This window comes from Belliella pelovolcani (assembly GCF_900156785.1).
Lineage (GTDB): Bacteria > Bacteroidota > Bacteroidia > Cytophagales > Cyclobacteriaceae > Belliella > Belliella pelovolcani.
Window position 1 is genome coordinate 69,689 of sequence record NZ_FTOP01000014.1, and the last position, 17,144, is coordinate 86,832.

A 17,144-nucleotide genomic window follows, 5' to 3' on the forward strand; every position below is an offset into this window, starting at 1 on the left:
AAATAAGCTTTTTTGCGAATGGCATTATTTTGACTGAATATCAGAAAAACAATTGGTAAACATGGACAATCAGCAACTCGGCAAAATCTTAATCATAGATGACAATGAAGACTTACTTTTTGCAGCCAAAATGCACTTGAAGAAGTATGCAAAGGAAGTTACTATCGAAAAAGATCCCCGACGTATCCCATTTTTAGTCAATAACAACAGTTATGATGTGATCCTTTTGGACATGAACTTCACTGAAGACACCACCTCTGGCAAAGAAGGCTTTCACTGGCTCAAACAAATCAAAGAGATAGACCCTAAGGCTGTTGTAATTTTGATAACGGCTTTTGGTGATGTAGAAATGGCAGTCAAAGCTCTAAAAGAGGGGGCTTCAGACTTTATCCTCAAGCCATGGCAGAATGAAAAACTTCTGGCCACCCTAACTTCGGCTAGCAGGCTCAAAGAAAGCTATGATCAGGTAGATAAACTTTCCAAAAAACAGAAACAACTACAATCTGATCTCAAAAAGCCTTATGCTGATATCATTGGCACCAGTGCTTCTATGAAAAACATCTTCTCGATCATAGATAAAGTAGCACAGACAGATGCTAATGTTCTAATTTTAGGAGAAAATGGTACCGGAAAAGAATTGATCGCTCGTGCGATACATGATAGGTCTCTTAGGAAGGATGAAATCTTCGTAGGTGTAGACATGGGGGCAATTACGGAATCACTCTTTGAATCCGAACTATTTGGTCACAAGCGTGGTGCATACACCGATGCCAAAGAGGATAGAGCTGGTAGATTTGAAATCGCAGACAAGGGTACCTTATTCCTGGATGAAATCGGAAATTTGAGTATGCCTCTCCAATCTAAACTGCTCACTGTACTTCAAAAAAGAGAAGTCACAAGAATAGGAACCAATAAAGCAATCCCTGTAGATATCAGGCTAATCTGCGCTACCAACATGCATGTGCATGACATGGTCATGGACAATACTTTCAGACAAGATTTGCTTTATAGAATCAATACCGTAGAGATTTTCCTCCCTCCACTGAGAGAGCGTCAAGATGATATTCCACTTTTGGCTGAACACTTCCTGAAAATCTATGGACAGAAATACAGAAAGGACTTCAAAGGATTCAAGCCTGCTGCTATGCAACTATTACAACAATACAACTGGCCTGGAAACATCAGAGAACTTCAGCATGCCATAGAGAGAGCTATCATCATGGCAGAAGGAGAAGAGTTAGACAGTAGAGACTTCTTTTTTCTTAGCTCCAAACCTACGAATGATAAAGTATCCACTCCTGCATCGTACAACCTAGATGAAGTAGAGAAAAATGTCATCCAAAAGGCCATTGACAAAAATGGTGGTAATATATCAAAAGCGGCAAAAGAGCTGGGACTAACGAGGGCCTCTCTTTATAGAAGATTAGAAAAATATGGATTATAAAGTAGGGCTAGCGGGAAGGATTATCCTACTCGCAGCATCGATTTTCTTACTTTCTTACTTTATCCTCAATGGAGCAGGGGTGTTTGCCACATCCCTGTTTATTATATTAATCTTGGCTCAGATCATTTTTTTGATCAGTTATGCTGAGAGCTCTTTCAAAAAAGTCCGACAGTTTTTGGACAACATCAAACAGGATAATTATACGAGCGTTTTTCCTGTCAAATTTGATGGAACAGAAACTGACGACCTTCATATAGAATTCAACGCCATCCTAGCTAAACTCAAAGAAGACCAAGCTGAAAAAGAAGCCAACTACCAATATTTCCGATCTGTGTTCCAACATCTCAGCATTGGACTGATCACATTTGAAGAAGATGGGAAGATTCAAATTCTAAATACAGCAGCCAAACGCATGCTGAACATAGAGCAGCTCCACTTTATTACTGAAATTGAATCTGTCAACAAAGAACTTCACCAAGCCATACATGGACTGAGAACAGGCGGGAGTGAATTGATCAAAATCGCACATCCTGATGGTATCATGCAGCTTTCCGTTTACGTCATCGAATTGGTCATGCGGGATGTGAAGATCAAGCTAGTCTCGCTTCAGAATATTCAAAGTGAACTAGAAGAGAAAGAAATGGAAGCTTGGCAGAACCTTGTCAAAGTGCTGACTCATGAAATCATGAATTCCATCGCACCGATTTCATCACTTGCCTCCACGATCAAAGGAGAAATCGAACATAAAATAGAACAAAATCTCCCAGCAGCCCTTGATGATTTGGAAGATTACCAAATGGGAATTACGACCATCGAAAAACGCAGTGAAGGTTTGATCAACTTTGTATCAGACTTCAGAAGTCTTGCGCATATACCAAACCCCAAGTTCAGCACGATTCATCTGAAGACTTTATTACAGCAACTAGAGACCTTGATGCAGCATCAGTTTGAAAGCAATCAGATTATGACCAAGTGTACAGTCACTCCTGATGACCTAATTCTATTCGGAGATCAAAACCTCATCGAGCAGGTGCTTATCAATCTAGTTCACAATGGCATTCATGCAATGGAAACATCCATTACAAAAGTGCTATCAATTGATGCTTTTATAGATGAATCTGGCAAAATAATCATTGAAGTAAACGATAGTGGCAAGGGAATAGAAGAGGAAGCACTTTCAAAAATCTTTATTCCTTTCTTCACTACAAAGAAAAAAGGGTCTGGCATAGGTCTGAGCTTGTCAAAACAAATCATGCGACGGCATAAGGGAAATATCCAAGTAAGATCAGAACTAGGAAAAGGAACTACTTTTAAATTAATCTTCAATGCTTAATCAAAACCTACTCGAGTTCTTTTGGTAGACAAAATGTAATCCATCACAGGCAGACCAAGAATTATTGACCAATCTATTTTCTTTGGTAAGGAGAAGATTTTCAACACCATCGTTGCCACAATTTGCCGCCATCCCTCGGTTGGTTTCAAAAATTAAAGTTAACTCAAATACATGACTAGGATCCAATGCGTCTTTCATTTCATACAAACCTAAGGCCTGAATCGGTTCGGACAATGGCTCCAAGGATCGATTATTCCTCGTAGAAAACTTGATGAAAGTACCATCATCATTGAAAATATAGCGCTCTGAAAACACAATCTGATCTCCTGACAAAACCGTATTTGTCATAGGGGCGCTAACAAGGCTTACGTTCCAATAACCCAAAATATTAAACTGAGGATCCTTGTCATCTTGGTTACATGACATAAAGCAAAGTAATGCTAGAAAAATATATATAAAGCCTTTTTTCATTTCATTTTCAATAATTTAAGCCAAATTACTAACGATTAGCCTGAGTTCAAAGTTTTGGAAACAAAAGCCATGCTTGAATTTAATATTCACTTAACTCAGATTTCATAAACTTAGTTTTTTCAAACACAAATATCTCATTTTCATAACGCTACATTCATCATCAGTTTATAGTGAGCAGCTACCTTGCAATCAAAACTGAAAGACTTTGAAAACACACTTCAAAACCATCGTGATCTCAGATGTACATTTAGGAACTAAGGGATCCAAAGCCAAAGAAGTAGCCCAATTTCTCAAGATGTATAGCTGTGAAAACCTTATTCTCAATGGAGACATTATAGATGGTTGGCAGCTACGGAAATCTGGCTCGTGGAAGCGGAAACACACCAGGTTTTTCAATCGGATGCTCAAAATGATCGAGCGTGACAACACCAAGGTTTATTACCTTAGAGGAAATCATGATGATTTTTTAGATCAGATTCTTCCATTACAGATAGGGAATCTTTCCATTCTTGCGGATATGATATATGAATCAAATGGAAAAAAATACTTCATCACACACGGGGATATTTTTGATAGTGTCACGACCAACTTGAGATGGATCGCCTACCTAGGAGATATAGGCTATACTTTTCTACTTTGGCTCAATAGATTGGTCAATTACCATAGAAGAAAAAGAGGCCTTCCGTATTTTTCACTAAGTCAATATATCAAGGGGAAAGTCAAGTCTGCGGTATCCTACATAGATCAATATGAAGAAGAACTTGCAAAAATGGCCCGAGCCAAAGGCTGTGATGGTATCATCTGCGGTCACATTCACAAAGCTGAGAATAGAAGTATAGAAGGGATTGAGTACCTCAATTCGGGAGATTGGGTAGAAACCATGTCAGCCTTGGCCGAAGATGAAGCAGGCAACTGGCAATTGATCTATTACAATGAAATCAATTTTAGACAGAAACGAACACAGGAAGAAAGCATCCAAGAAGAATTACCAAAAATTAATTATCAAGAATTGAAAACTGTGGCATTTCAGAATCTTCAAGATGATCAAAAGCCACCCTTTATGCTTTAAAACCATGAAATTTCTTTTCATAGTCCAAGGGGAAGGGAGAGGCCACATGACCCAAGCGATTGCATTAGCATCTATGCTAGAAGAAAAAGGTCATCAAATTGTATCAGTTTGCATTGGCAAAAGCAAAAGAAGAAAAATACCAAATTTTGTCTACGAAAGCCTTTCCGCTCCAGTCGTCACTTTTGAAAGCCCGAATTTTATCAGCGATAAGGCAAACAAGAAGATCCTCCTCAGAAGAACACTCACCTATAACTTATTCAAAACTGGTAAATTCCTCAAATCACTCAAACTCCTCAACGAGATTGTGCTGAGCCAACAGCCAGATGTGATCATCAATTTTTATGATTTGCTTGCAGGTGTCTATAACTTCTGCTACCGTCCCAAATCAGCTTTTTGGGTAATCGGTCATCAATATTTGACAGCACATCCTAAGTTTAGGTTTGCTCCTTCTAAGAATTTTGAAAAAGAGCTCTTTCTACTCAACAACAAGCTAACAGCTCTAAATGCTGATCGAATCCTCGCACTCTCTTTCAATAAAATGGCCCCAGGTGACCCCAAATTCGTCATCATTCCTCCACTTTTGCGCAAATCACTTTTTGAACTCAGTCCAAGCCAAGAAGATTTCATCCTTTGCTATATGGTCAATCCAGGCTATGCAGAAGAGCTCATTCGATTTGGAAAAACTAATCCACAGATCAAAATAGAAGCCTTCTGGGATAATCCTGAAGCGCTCAAGTTAGAAAACCCGCTTCCTAATATCACATTTCATCAAATTGATGATCACTTATTCTTAACTAAGATGGCGGCGTGCCGAGGACTATTGAGTACAGCAGGCTTTGAGTCTATTTGTGAAGCCATGTATTTGGGCAAACCCGTGATGATGGTGCCTGTGGCAGGCCAATATGAGCAAGCTTGTAATGCCATAGATGGGGAGGCTGCAGGAGCAGGCATCGCTCATCATGAATTTGATTTTGCTTTATTTGACAATTATATCACAAGTCATGACCAATCCAAAAATCAAATGTCTGATTGGATCAAATCATTAGACAAGCTATTGAATCAATTGATCAATCATCCTTTGAACTCGAAACCTCACAAATCAAAACTCGCGAATCCATACTTTAAGGCACATTTGACAATAACCCAAAAAGCATAAACAGCTTGGAAACTGTCATTTGAATTTCCAAAGCACTGTTTTCAAACGATTTCGAAAAAATAATTATACCTTTTTCATACATCCTTATCTTTTTAGCCCATCTAGTCTGCTAAAAATTGGTAAATTTCGAACTGATAGTTTGCATTCGAAATTCATGAATATAGAAAAACAGAGGCTTTTAGAGGATAGGGAGCGAAAGAAGCATTGGAAAAAGTGGGGGCCTTACCTGACAGAGAGACAATGGGGAACTGTTCGTGAAGATTACAGTAAGGATGGTTCTGCTTGGGAAAATGTCACCCACGAGGATGCTCGTAGCAAAGCCTATCGTTGGGGTGAGGAAGGAATAGGTGGCATCAGCGATCACAAGCAAAAGCTGTGCATCAGCTGGGCTTTTTGGAATGGTAAAGACCCTCAGATCAAAGAAAGATTATTTGGATTGACAGGTAATCAAGGAAATCATGGGGAGGATGTCAAAGAACTATATTATTACTTGGACAGCACTCCTACCCATAGCTATATGAAGATGCTGTACAAGTATCCTCAGAATGAATTCCCTTATGGGAAACTGGTAGACGAAAATAGGAAAAGAGGCAAAAAAGAAAGAGAGTACGAGCTCATTGATACTGGGATTTTTGATCAGGACGAGTACTTCGATATTTTCATAGAATATGCCAAAAACGACGTAGAAGACATTGTTGGGAAAGCTACGATTCATAATAGAGGAGATAAAGACGCTGAAATAGTCGTCATGCCCACCATTTGGTTTCGAAAAACCTGGTTTACAGGTCACGAACCTTTTCTTCCCAAATTAAGTAAGGTCAAAAAAAATCGGATCAAGGCTTTTACACCAAAAAATGGGAATTATTTTTTCACTTTCGAGGGAAAACCGAAATTGAAGTTCTGTGACAATGAAACAAACAGGGAGAGACTATATCACATTCCCAACGAAAAGCAATATCTCAAAGACGGAATCAATGATTATGTAGTAGATGGAGACAAATCACATCTAAACAAAGGACATTTCGGCACAAAAGCAGCTGCAATCTACAAACTTATTGTACCTGCAAAGGGGAGTGTATCTGTGAAATTCAGAATGATGCATCAGCAATTTGATGATGCTACCGAGCATTGTGAATCTATCCTTGCATCTAGAAAAAAGGATGCAGACGACTTCTATGCTATTATTCAAGAGAATATTCAAGAGGAGGAATTAAAACAAATTCAGCGGCAGGCCTTTGCAGGCATGATGTGGGGGAAGCAGTTTTACTACTACAATGTAGAAAGGTGGCTTGATGGAGATCCAGGAAGATATATCCCCCCTGTAGAAAGAAAAAAAGGGCGAAACAATCAATGGCGCCATCTCCAAAACTATGACATCATATCCATGCCTGATAAATGGGAATATCCATGGTATGCGGCTTGGGATTTGGCTTTCCATTGTATCCCAATTGCTAGAATCGATCCCGATTTTGCAAAAAATCAACTGATCCTGCTGCTCAACGAATGGTACATGCACCCCAATGGGCAAATTCCAGCTTATGAATGGAATTTCTCTGATGTAAATCCTCCTGTACATGCTTATGCCGTCGAGCGGGTCTATCAGATTGATAAGAAAATGAATGGGGGCAAAGGTGACCAAGAGTTTCTTGAACGAGCGCTTCACAAGCTGATGCTCAATTTCACTTGGTGGGTCAATAGAAAAGACAATGACGGGAAAAATCTCTTCGAAGGTGGATTCCTTGGTTTGGACAATATCTCTTTGATAGATAGAAGTCACGCAGCTTTATACAAAGGTAAACTAGAGCAAGCAGACGCGACATCTTGGATGGCTATGTTTTCACTGAACATGCTAAGAATCTCACTTGATCTCTGTGAATTCAACAAGGTCTACCAGTTTACCGCCACCAAATTCTTGGAGCATTTTCTCTACATAGCAGGAGCTATGAACAATATCTCTGGAGAAAACATCAGCCTTTGGGATGATGCAGACAATTTCTTCTATGACATCTTCCACCTACATGGCAAAGACCCTAAGGTCATGAAAGTGCGATCAATAGTTGGGATTATTCCTTTTTTCGCTGTGGAACCCATACGCGAAGAAATGTTTGAAAACCTCCCTGAATTCAAAAAGCGCATGGAATTCTTCATGAAAGAAAAGCCCAAACTTGCTTCTTTGGTGACAAGCTGGGAACAGCCGGGACATGACAAGAGAAGGTTATTTGCCCTACTGAGAGGACATAGAATGAAGAGTATTTTACAGAAAATGCTAGATAGTGATGAATTTCTCAGCGAATATGGGATTCGTTCCCTCTCCAAATACCATGAAAAGAACCCCTACTCCATGCAAATCAATGGGGATGTCTCTACGATCTCTTATATACCGGGAGAATCAGACTCTTTGATGTTTGGAGGTAATTCAAACTGGCGAGGCCCAATTTGGTTTCCTATCAATTATCTGATCATAGAGTCACTAAAGCGATATGACTTCTACTATGGCGGCGAATTCAGCATCGAATATCCTACAGGGTCTGGCAACTTCCTAACCATGGATTTGATCGCCAAGGAACTTTCCCTACGCTGTATGAAAATCTTCATGAAGGATCAAAATGGACATCGCCCATTCAATGGCGACTACAAGAAAATGCAAGAGGATCCACATTTCAGAGATTATATACTCTTTTATGAATATTTCCACGGAGATAATGGCAGAGGGCTTGGTGCTTCACATCAGACAGGTTGGACTGGGTTGGTCGCTGAGATGATCTACAAATACAGTAAAGACGATTCGGACAAAAAATATGCTACTCCCCTTTTTAGAATCTGATAGATTGGAAGCTGGATGTGACGAGGTGGGCAGAGGCTGTCTTTGTGGCCCAGTAGTGGCCGCAGCAGTAATACTACCTCCTGACTATGCCCACGAATTGATCAATGATTCCAAAAAACTTACGAAAACCAACCGAGAATCTTTGGTCCTTGAAATAAAAAAACATGCCATAGCCTGGGCAGTAGCAGAGGCAAGCGTAGCTGAAATTGACGAAATCAATATCCTCAATGCTTCTTTTCTAGCTATGAATCGCGCCATCATTAGTCTGACTCAATCACCAGCTCATTTGCTTATCGATGGCAATAGATTCAAAACAGATCTGGAAATCCCATATAGTTGCATCATCAAAGGAGATGGAAAATACGCCAGCATCGCCGCAGCTTCCATTTTGGCCAAAGTATATCGAGATCAGCTGATGGCAGAATATGCCATGCAATACCCAGGTTATGGATGGGAAAAGAATGCCGGGTACCCAACTAAGGCGCATAGAGAAGGCATCATCAAACTAGGGCTGACGCCTATCCATAGAAAGTCCTTCAAACATTTGCCAGAGCAAATGAAACTTTTCTAGAACCGCATCAGCATATACCCCTGTGGCACATACTTGGTGAGTGTAGTAAGCATCGAAAGCGCTATCTCTGCTCCACCCCAAACATCCGTGGTCAACATGTCTCTTGCAATCAGTGACTGTCCACAAACATAGAATTCGACCACACCACTTTCCTTCAAGGCTTCAAACACTGGAAGGTTGGGATTTTCTATGCCATAAAGCTTTTTATAAAAATCATCATTCAAAACGCTAAACACCGCACCACCATGGATTGCCACCTTTACCTTGATATTATCTTTGGATACACCAGCTATCCCATGTAGGTTGACCATTCTGGCAATATTATCTACCATTCTATTGACTGTACCTGGAGACTCCGCAGCCGATACAAGGTCGATGATAATTTTATAAGTCCCATCAGGATCTGGTCTTTCGGTTGCCTCAGGAATTTCATAAATCCCTCCAAATCCTTTTACAATTGGGAATTGAGGTGTTTGGGCATAAGAAAAGGTTGAAAAAGCAAGAGAAAGGAATAGGGTAATATTAAAGAGTTTGTTCATGTTGAGTTTTCGATTAATATGATAGATATCAAGATTATTCACGAATCTAATTAAAATAAGATTACGCAAAAGTATTGACTCAATAGTAAGGCTTATTTTTAGTTAAATGACATAATAATAAATTTGAATTTCCCATAAGGACATATCATTTGATTAAAAATCCAACAAAAAATCAAAAACCTCACTAGATCAAGCAAAAAAAGAGGAGAGTATTGAAAATATTTCACCGGGTATGAACTACCTATTTTAATAAATATTATCTTAATATATAATAATAAAAATATTATATTAAAAAAATTGAATTTATTGAAGAATAAAAAAACAAACTAAAATTAGTGTTTATAGTAATTTTTGACTTACTTCCAACTGTCATTCAATCAGCAATAACTATTTAATTTTTGAGGAATGTTGAAAATTTTAAGAATATTATTTATACCTATATTAATAATTTTAAGCTGTCAATTATCACATAGCCAAGTCTACATGGGAGGAGGAAGAACAGTAAGTTTTTTTACTCCTGCAAGTCAAGATCAGCATTATGGGTACGGCGCAATTATCCAGCGCCAGATTTATCTCAATGATGGTAAATTCTCATTTACACCTACCTTACAAGGAAGTATATTGACTGATAAACAGTATTCACTTATCTCACCGCAAATCTACGCATCAACTACACTTGGTCTACATTTAAACTATGATTTACTTTCGATCGGAAAATTCCGTTTAACTCCATTTATTGGGCCGTCCTTTATTTGGGCTACGGGATTAAGATCAGGAAGTGACTTTTTCGAAAATGATACCAGTAACTTTTATCGTTCAGGACTAGAGGGTGGTGTGTCATTGAGCTATTTCTTTTCTGATAAATTCAGCATGAAAGTTATTCCACTAACTTATACTTGGGGAACTAAAGATTTTGTACAAGGTGATGTGTTAAGGTTTTTATTCCAAATCATGTAGATACATCTCAAATAACACCATAAGAGCTTAAACAATAATTTAATTCAATATTAAAACTGCAATGATTAAAATCTTAAAAGCCTTATCAATTTTGGTTATTCTTATTTCCTTAAGCCAAAAAACGTATTCACAAGTTTATCTTGGTGGAGCCGGAGTTATCAGTCAATTTAGTCCATCAGCTCTAGAAGAATACAGAGGATTTGGAGCCATTATTCAGCGTCAAATTAACCTAAAAGATAGGTTTTCTTTGACTCCAACATTTCAAGGAAATTTATTGACAGATAAACAATACCTAGAATTTTCGCCAGAATTCTATACTACAGTATCTCTCGCAACTCACATTAATTATGATATCATTTCTACAAAAAAGATTAAAATTTCTCCATTTGTGGGGCCATCGTTTGTTTGGGCTACTGGAATCAGATCGGGCAGGGTATTTTTAGACCAAGAGTCAATTAACTTTTATAGATTAGGTCTTGAAACAGGACTTTCTTTGGTTTATGTTCATTCTGAAAAATTCAGTTTAAAATTTATTCCTCTGACTTATACTTGGGGGACTAAAGATTTTGTTCAGGGTAATTTATTTAGTCTTTTGCTTCAAATCATGTAGTCTTATACTAAGTAACAAAATAGAAGTAAATATGCTCCTAAAGCTTTTCTAAATTTCACTATCACCGCAACTTCTCGAAACCTAAAAAATCACTCATCTCAAAAATAAAAAAGCCCCAATTTCTTGGAGCTTTTTGTGCGCACGAGAAGATTCGAACTTCCACACCCGTAGGGCACCACCCCCTCAAGATGGCGTGTCTACCAGTTTCACCACGTGCGCGGTACAAGGGAGAGCAAAAGTAGAAAGGAAAGCCTTTCTCTGCAAATCTTATTTGTGATTTTTCAAGCTCAGAAAGCCTGAATACTCATTATCAATCTTTTATTTTGAATACACCTTTCCCTCTGCCGCCAGAAGGGTATTGTATAGCAGGGATGCTATCGTCATCGGGCCAACTCCTCCTGGTACAGGCGTGATAGCAGCTACTTTGGCAGCTACTTCGTCAAACTTCACATCGCCTATAAGCTTGAACCCTGACTTCTTACTCGCATCCGCAATTCTGTGAATCCCAACATCTATAACCGTAGCACCCTCTTTGACCATGTCGGCAGTCACAAACTCAGGCTTACCGATGGCTACGATCAGAATATCAGCAGTCTTGGTGATCTCAGAAAGATTTTGAGTTCTACTATGTGTCAACGTCACAGTACAATTACCAGGGTATTCATTTCTAGCCATCAAAATACTCATAGGTGAGCCCACAATGTGACTTCTTCCTATAACTACGCAATGCTTACCCGCAGTATCGATATTGTATCTTTTCAAAAGCTCTACAATTCCATAGGGAGTAGCAGCGACATAAGCTGGCCAGCCTAAGGTCATTCTACCCACATTCGCCGGAGTGAATCCATCTACATCCTTTTCTGGCTTGATCTTATTGGTTACTTTCTCCACAGAAATATGCTTTGGCAAAGGCAATTGCACAATCAATCCATCAATTTCATCATTTTGATTGATCCCTTCTACCACTTTCAACAATTCCTCCTCAGTTACAGTCTCTTCAAGTCTCACTAAAGTAGATTCAAAACCAACTTGCTCACAGGCCTTCACTTTCGCTCCTACATAAGTCTGACTTGCCCCATCATTCCCAACCAATATTGCAGCTAGGTGCGGCGACTTACCTCCCTTTTCTTTGATTTGAGCTACACTTGCCCCAATTTCTGATTTGATTTCTTCTGAGGTTTTTTTACCGTCGATTAATAACATGTTGATTGAAGGTTGTAAAATTGAAAGATTTTAAATTTTTATTTGAGGTGCTTTTTCTTTGGGTGATTGTAAAGGTAAAAAGTTTGGAGAAATACCTCCAAACTTTCATAATTAGTAGCTCGATATCATTTTTTTAAATATCTCAAGTCGGAATTTATTTTTCTAGTAACAATCCACGAAGAACTTTTGACTCTACATATATCGTCGTAAGCTTATTTCCATGTATATCGCAAAGCATATATCAGTGATTTACCTAAAATAACTTCCCTATCACAGTCTTGTATCTTATGTCTTGTGTCTTGAATCTTAATCCAACTTCAATACAGCCATAAATGCTTCCTGTGGTACCTCTACATTACCTACTTGACGCATTCTTTTCTTCCCTTTTTTCTGTTTCTCAAGCAGTTTACGTTTACGGGAGATATCACCACCATAGCACTTGGCCAACACGTTTTTACGCAAGGCTTTCACCGTTTCCCTCGCGATGATCTTCGTACCAATAGCTGCTTGAATTGCAATCTCAAACATTTGACGTGGTACAAGTTCCTTCAGTTTTTCACATAGACGCTTACCCCATTCGTAAGCTTTGTCTCTATGAACAATAGCTGAAAGCGCATCGACTGCTTCTCCATTGAGCATGACATCTAGTCTCACCATGTGAGAAGGCTGATAACCCTTCAATTCATAATCCAATGAAGCATATCCACGAGAAATCGTCTTTAGCTTATCAAAGAAATCAAATACGATCTCTGCCAATGGCATATCGAACTGTAATTCTACTCGCTCGGCAGTCAAATAAACTTGGTTCTTGATCTGACCACGCTTTTCCATGCATAGCTGAATCACAGGACCTACATATTCGGATGCAGTGATGATCGAAGCTTTTACAAATGGCTCTTCTATGTGCTTGAATTTGGTAGGATCAGGCATGTCTGAAGGGGCATTGATCACTTGATAGGTATCATTGGTCATCAGAGCTCTAAACTGCACTGAAGGTACAGTAGTGATTACCGTCATATCAAACTCCCGCTCCAATCGCTCTTGGATGATCTCCATGTGGAGCATTCCCAAAAACCCACAACGGAAACCAAAACCCAAAGCTGCTGATGTTTCTGGTTCCCATACAAGGGAAGCATCATTCAACTGTAGCTTTTCCATAGAAGCTCTTAGATCTTCGTACTCGGTAGTATCCACAGGATATATCCCTGCAAAAACCATAGGTTTTACGTTTTCGAAACCTTGGATGGCTTTTTCACATGGGCGCTTGATATGTGTGATGGTATCCCCTACTTTGATCTCCTTGGCTACTTTCACCCCTGAGATCAAATAGCCCACATTACCTGCAGACATGGTTTTCTGTGGGATTTGATTGAGACCCAAAATCCCAATCTCATCGGCTTCATATTCTCTACCTGTATTGACAAATTTGATTTTATCACCTTTGCTAATCGTGCCGTTGAAAATTCTGAAAATCACCTCCACTCCTCGGAATGGATTGTAGACAGAATCAAAAATCATCGCTTGAAGTGGTGCCTCAGGATCTCCCGTCGGTGCAGGGATACGTGTCACTACAGCTTTCAAAATATCATCGATACCGATCCCCGTTTTACCAGAGGCCAATATTATTTCCTCCTTGTCACAACCGATCAAATCAATCACCTCAACGGCTACAGAGTCAGGATCTGCCCCAGGTAGATCTATTTTATTCAATACGGGGATGATCTCTAAGTCATGACCCAAAGCCAAGTAAAGGTTAGAGATGGTCTGTGCTTCGATACCTTGAGAGGCATCTACGATTAGCAATGCCCCTTCACATGCAGCAATAGATCTAGACACTTCATAGGAAAAGTCCACATGTCCAGGAGTGTCTATCAGGTTGAGTGTATATTCCTCACCTTCATGCATGTATTTCATTTGGATCGCATGAGACTTGATCGTGATGCCACGCTCTCGCTCTAGGTCCATATTATCCAACAACTGATCTTGCATGTCCCTATCTGAGACAGTTTGGGTCTCTTGCAACAATCTATCCGCCAATGTACTCTTCCCATGATCAATATGGGCGATGATACAGAAATTTCTTATATTTTTCATACGCATTCAGGGCGCAAAAATAGGTAATTTTATGTGGATTATCAGTATTTCTATGGCCTAACCTCTGGAATTTAGAATTACCTCCATTGATACCCCATATAAACCAATACTTGAACCTATTTCTAGCTTAATCTATTTACTTATTGTGTATATCCGCTTTCACACCAGTAATCATATTTTATCAGGCACATACCTTAAATTCAGCTGTTGCTGCTGTCATCCGTCGTCCGTCGACGATTATCCACTTGATGCTTTCGTTTTATTGAATTACTGGTGTCATTGCAGATAATCATATCACTTATTTAAAAACTTGTGGAACCTCTTTGTTTAATTTTTATACTTGTTCCTTACTTTTGTCCGACCAAAAATCCAAAATGAAAGCTGTAGCCGAAAAAAAACGCTCTCAAAATATTCCCGAATACATCATTTACATGTATCAAATGGAAGATTTGATTAGAGCTTATGAATGCAATCTTGAGGACATCAAGCAATATGTGGTCAATCACTACCCTATTTCCTCTGAAGAAAAAGAGGCCACCGCTGCTTGGTTCTCAGATTTGATTGAGCTAATGAAAGCAGAAGAAATCACTGCAAAAGGACACTTGAATATAATCCAAGCACAAGTTGACCTTTTAGCCCAAACTCACTGGCAACTCCTCAAAGAAGATCAAGCATATTTCAACATTTACAACCAAGCAAAACCTCATATCATCCAAATGATCATGGATGCCGAAGGTGTAGCTATCGGTCATGAAATCCAAATATGCCTGAATGGAATCTACGGTCTATTATTGGCAAAACTTAAGGGAAGAGAAATCCCCAAAATATACCAAGAAGCCACGGAAGCATTTGGGGCTGTTCTGAGCTACCTGAATAGCTATTTGCAGATCAAAACTCAATAAATTCATAAATACTTTTGTATTCCCCATTCGCTTCTACATAAGCTAGAAGATCATTGTAAAAAGGATGATGACTAAGAGTGGCACTGTCTCCTATGATTACCAATTTCCTTTTCGCCCTAGTGAGCGCCACATTCATCCTTCTGGTGTCTGACAAAAAGCCGATTTCACCGGTTGCGTTAGATCTGACTAGGCTGATCACAATGATATCACGCTCTTGACCTTGAAAACCATCGATCGAGTCCACTGTCAAGAGTTCAGCAAATGATCTGATATTTGGATATTGGTAACTTTCAAAAATCAACTCTTGAAACTTTCTGATTTGAGCTCGATAAGGCGAAATCAAACCTAAATTCCAATTCTCCTGCTTGATTTTACCAATACCAACACCTTTCAGCAAACTCTCCAGATAAGAAAGTGTGAATTTGGCCTCCTCGGCATTGAGTGTACTCAGTGATTCTTTTTCCTGATGCTCGCTATAGCCACTCCCAGCAGTATCAATGAATTCGAGCACAGCTTCATCTTCATTTAATCTATGACTCAGTGTATTCTCTGCTGCTTCTAACTTTCCTTTGTAAAACTGTGTGCTAGAAAATCCCATAATTACTTCTGGCATTCTATACTGCATGGTAAGCATGGTAGCCGCTGATGCTTGCCTTTTGATTGCTTTTTCAAAAAGCGTTTCACTAAGCCCAGCCTTTGCGGCCTCGTATGATTTGATGGTAGGCGGAAGTTGGCAATGGTCTCCAGCCATCACCACTTTTTTAGCCTTTAGAATGGGAATCCAAGTAGCAGCCTCTAATCCTTGCCCTGCCTCGTCGATGAATACTAGTGGAAAATCTATTCCTTTCAACACTTGATTGGCAGCACCCACTAAGGTTGAGGCAATCACTTGCGTGTTCTGAAACACATCATAAGTGATGTAGTTTTCTAAGTTCTCTGCATCTTCTTTAATTCGGCTTGCTTCATCAAAAAGTCGCTTCCTCTGAGCACGTTCCTCTGGACCAAAGTTCCGCTTATACTTCCTACCTAGCTTTCTATATTCCTCCGCTGCTTTCCTGAGCTTCTTGAGGTCTTTGTAACTTTCATGACCAGCTATTTTAGCATCCAAGGTTTGGGATAAGATCTTTTCATCTACGCGAGCAGGGTGGCCTATTCGAAGCGTATCGATACCCCGGTCTAACAACTTTTCAACCAATAAATCTACTGCGGCATTACTGGGAGCACAGACCAAGATTTGTCTATTTTTGATCAAGGATTGACAGATTGCCGAGATCAAGGTAGTTGTCTTTCCTGTACCAGGAGGCCCATGAATGATTGCAAGATCCTCTGCTGTATCTATCAATTTCAAAGCCTGATTTTGAGAAAAATTCAATTCTGGAATTTTCTGAAAAGCCTTGGCAGAAAAAGAAGCCTCTCTCCCTCCTAAAAGGATTTCTTTGAGATCTCCTAATCTCCCTTTCTCTGCTTTGATCACAGCTTTGAGCGTGTGCTCCATCTCTCTATAGCTAGCTTCATCAAAAAGCAAATCAACGCCTATTTTGCCATCTTCTAACCAATCAGGAAACTCTTCATTCTGTAGTGTCACCACCATGAGCTCCTTTTTCACCACATTGATGACTGCATTTACCCTATATTCTTGCCCTTGATGATCTCCATGGTTTGAGAAAATGGACACGGATTTACCAGACTGAAACACATGGGACTGATCAGTATCAAAACGCTCTAATTCGAGTAAAACCCTATCCCCAAAACCAATTTTTGATTTTTTTATCTGCACAGGATACCAGCACACTCCTTGTACCTTTTTATCTGATATAGAAGTATATAGGAATTTTTTTCGGTATTGATCCAAATCCTCTCTCCATTCTTCTTTCAAAAGTTTTAATGAAATCTTTAATTCTTCCTGTATATTAGACATCCATCTTTGAATTTAAGCTTAGAACCAAAGTCAAGGGAAAGTGGTTTTAACCC

Annotated in this window: 14 protein-coding genes and 1 tRNA gene; 9 read left to right on the forward strand and 6 right to left on the reverse strand. The window is 39.3% G+C overall.

The genetic code is table 11. The features are described from left to right. The first annotated feature begins 61 nt into the window (after positions 1-61). Positions 62-1,444, forward strand: a complete 1,383-nt coding sequence (locus BW935_RS14350; protein ID WP_076502477.1) for a sigma-54-dependent transcriptional regulator — start codon at positions 62-64, stop codon at positions 1,442-1,444. Beyond that, positions 1,434-2,777 carry a sensor histidine kinase gene (locus BW935_RS14355; protein ID WP_076502478.1) on the forward strand — a complete coding sequence of 448 codons (1,344 nt, stop codon included), beginning with the start codon at positions 1,434-1,436 and terminating at the stop codon, positions 2,775-2,777. The genes BW935_RS14350 and BW935_RS14355 overlap by 11 nt, the downstream gene beginning before the upstream one ends. Here the strand turns inward: BW935_RS14355 and BW935_RS14360 are convergent, their stop codons facing one another. After that, on the reverse strand, positions 2,778-3,125 hold the full coding sequence (locus BW935_RS14360) for a hypothetical protein (protein WP_139325555.1): 348 nt from the start codon (positions 3,123-3,125) through the stop codon (positions 2,778-2,780). A 328-nt stretch (positions 3,126-3,453) separates the two neighbouring features. On the opposite strand from BW935_RS14360, the gene BW935_RS14365 reads away from it, so the two are divergent. From BW935_RS14365 to BW935_RS14380, 4 genes are all read left to right on the forward strand, one after another. Continuing rightward, entirely contained in the window at positions 3,454-4,317 is an 864-nt protein-coding gene (locus BW935_RS14365; protein WP_076502480.1) for a UDP-2,3-diacylglucosamine diphosphatase, read from the forward strand. Positions 4,318-4,321: 4 nt separating this feature from the next. Further along, the gene (locus tag BW935_RS14370) at positions 4,322-5,473 is read left to right on the forward strand and encodes a glycosyltransferase family protein (RefSeq protein ID WP_076502514.1); all 1,152 of its coding nucleotides are present in this window, start codon (positions 4,322-4,324) and stop codon (positions 5,471-5,473) included. 154 nt (positions 5,474-5,627) lie between these two features. Continuing rightward, positions 5,628-8,297 carry an MGH1-like glycoside hydrolase domain-containing protein gene (locus BW935_RS14375; RefSeq protein ID WP_076502481.1) on the forward strand — a complete coding sequence of 890 codons (2,670 nt, stop codon included), beginning with the start codon at positions 5,628-5,630 and terminating at the stop codon, positions 8,295-8,297. Beyond that, positions 8,272-8,868 carry a ribonuclease HII gene (locus BW935_RS14380; protein ID WP_076502482.1) on the forward strand — a complete coding sequence of 199 codons (597 nt, stop codon included), beginning with the start codon at positions 8,272-8,274 and terminating at the stop codon, positions 8,866-8,868. The genes BW935_RS14375 and BW935_RS14380 overlap by 26 nt, the downstream gene beginning before the upstream one ends. Here the strand turns inward: BW935_RS14380 and BW935_RS14385 are convergent. Next, positions 8,865-9,407, reverse strand: a complete 543-nt coding sequence (locus BW935_RS14385) for a DsrE family protein (protein WP_076502483.1) — start codon at positions 9,405-9,407, stop codon at positions 8,865-8,867. The genes BW935_RS14380 and BW935_RS14385 overlap by 4 nt on opposite strands. 483 nt (positions 9,408-9,890) lie before the next feature. On the opposite strand from BW935_RS14385, the gene BW935_RS14390 reads away from it, so the two are divergent. Next, entirely contained in the window at positions 9,891-10,364 is a 474-nt protein-coding gene (locus tag BW935_RS14390; protein WP_245802712.1) for a hypothetical protein, read from the forward strand. A 61-nt stretch (positions 10,365-10,425) separates the two neighbouring features. After that, a complete protein-coding gene (locus BW935_RS14395; RefSeq protein WP_076502485.1) occupies positions 10,426-10,974 on the forward strand; it encodes a hypothetical protein in 549 nt (182 codons plus the stop codon). Positions 10,975-11,110: 136 nt separating this feature from the next. Here the strand turns inward: BW935_RS14395 and BW935_RS14400 are convergent. From BW935_RS14400 to lepA, 3 genes are all read right to left on the reverse strand, one after another. Beyond that, positions 11,111-11,193: transfer RNA gene (locus BW935_RS14400), tRNA-Leu, on the reverse strand. A 99-nt stretch (positions 11,194-11,292) separates the two neighbouring features. Then, positions 11,293-12,177, reverse strand: coding sequence for a bifunctional 5,10-methylenetetrahydrofolate dehydrogenase/5,10-methenyltetrahydrofolate cyclohydrolase (locus tag BW935_RS14405; RefSeq protein WP_076502486.1), 885 nt, complete (start codon positions 12,175-12,177; stop codon positions 11,293-11,295). Between the two features lie 306 nt (positions 12,178-12,483). Then, the gene (gene lepA, locus BW935_RS14410) at positions 12,484-14,277 is read right to left on the reverse strand and encodes a translation elongation factor 4 (RefSeq protein WP_076502487.1); all 1,794 of its coding nucleotides are present in this window, start codon (positions 14,275-14,277) and stop codon (positions 12,484-12,486) included. 368 nt (positions 14,278-14,645) lie between these two features. Here lepA and BW935_RS14415 point away from each other — a divergent pair, with 368 nt between their 5' ends. Beyond that, the gene (locus tag BW935_RS14415; protein ID WP_076502488.1) at positions 14,646-15,173 is read left to right on the forward strand and encodes a DUF4924 family protein; all 528 of its coding nucleotides are present in this window, start codon (positions 14,646-14,648) and stop codon (positions 15,171-15,173) included. On the opposite strand, the gene BW935_RS14420 is transcribed toward BW935_RS14415, so the two are convergent. Continuing rightward, positions 15,160-17,091: an AAA domain-containing protein gene (locus BW935_RS14420; protein ID WP_076502489.1), complete on the reverse strand. Its 1,932-nt coding sequence runs from the start codon at positions 17,089-17,091 to the stop codon at positions 15,160-15,162. The two genes, BW935_RS14415 and BW935_RS14420, sit on opposite strands and share 14 nt — an antisense overlap. Positions 17,092-17,144 lie beyond the last annotated feature (53 nt).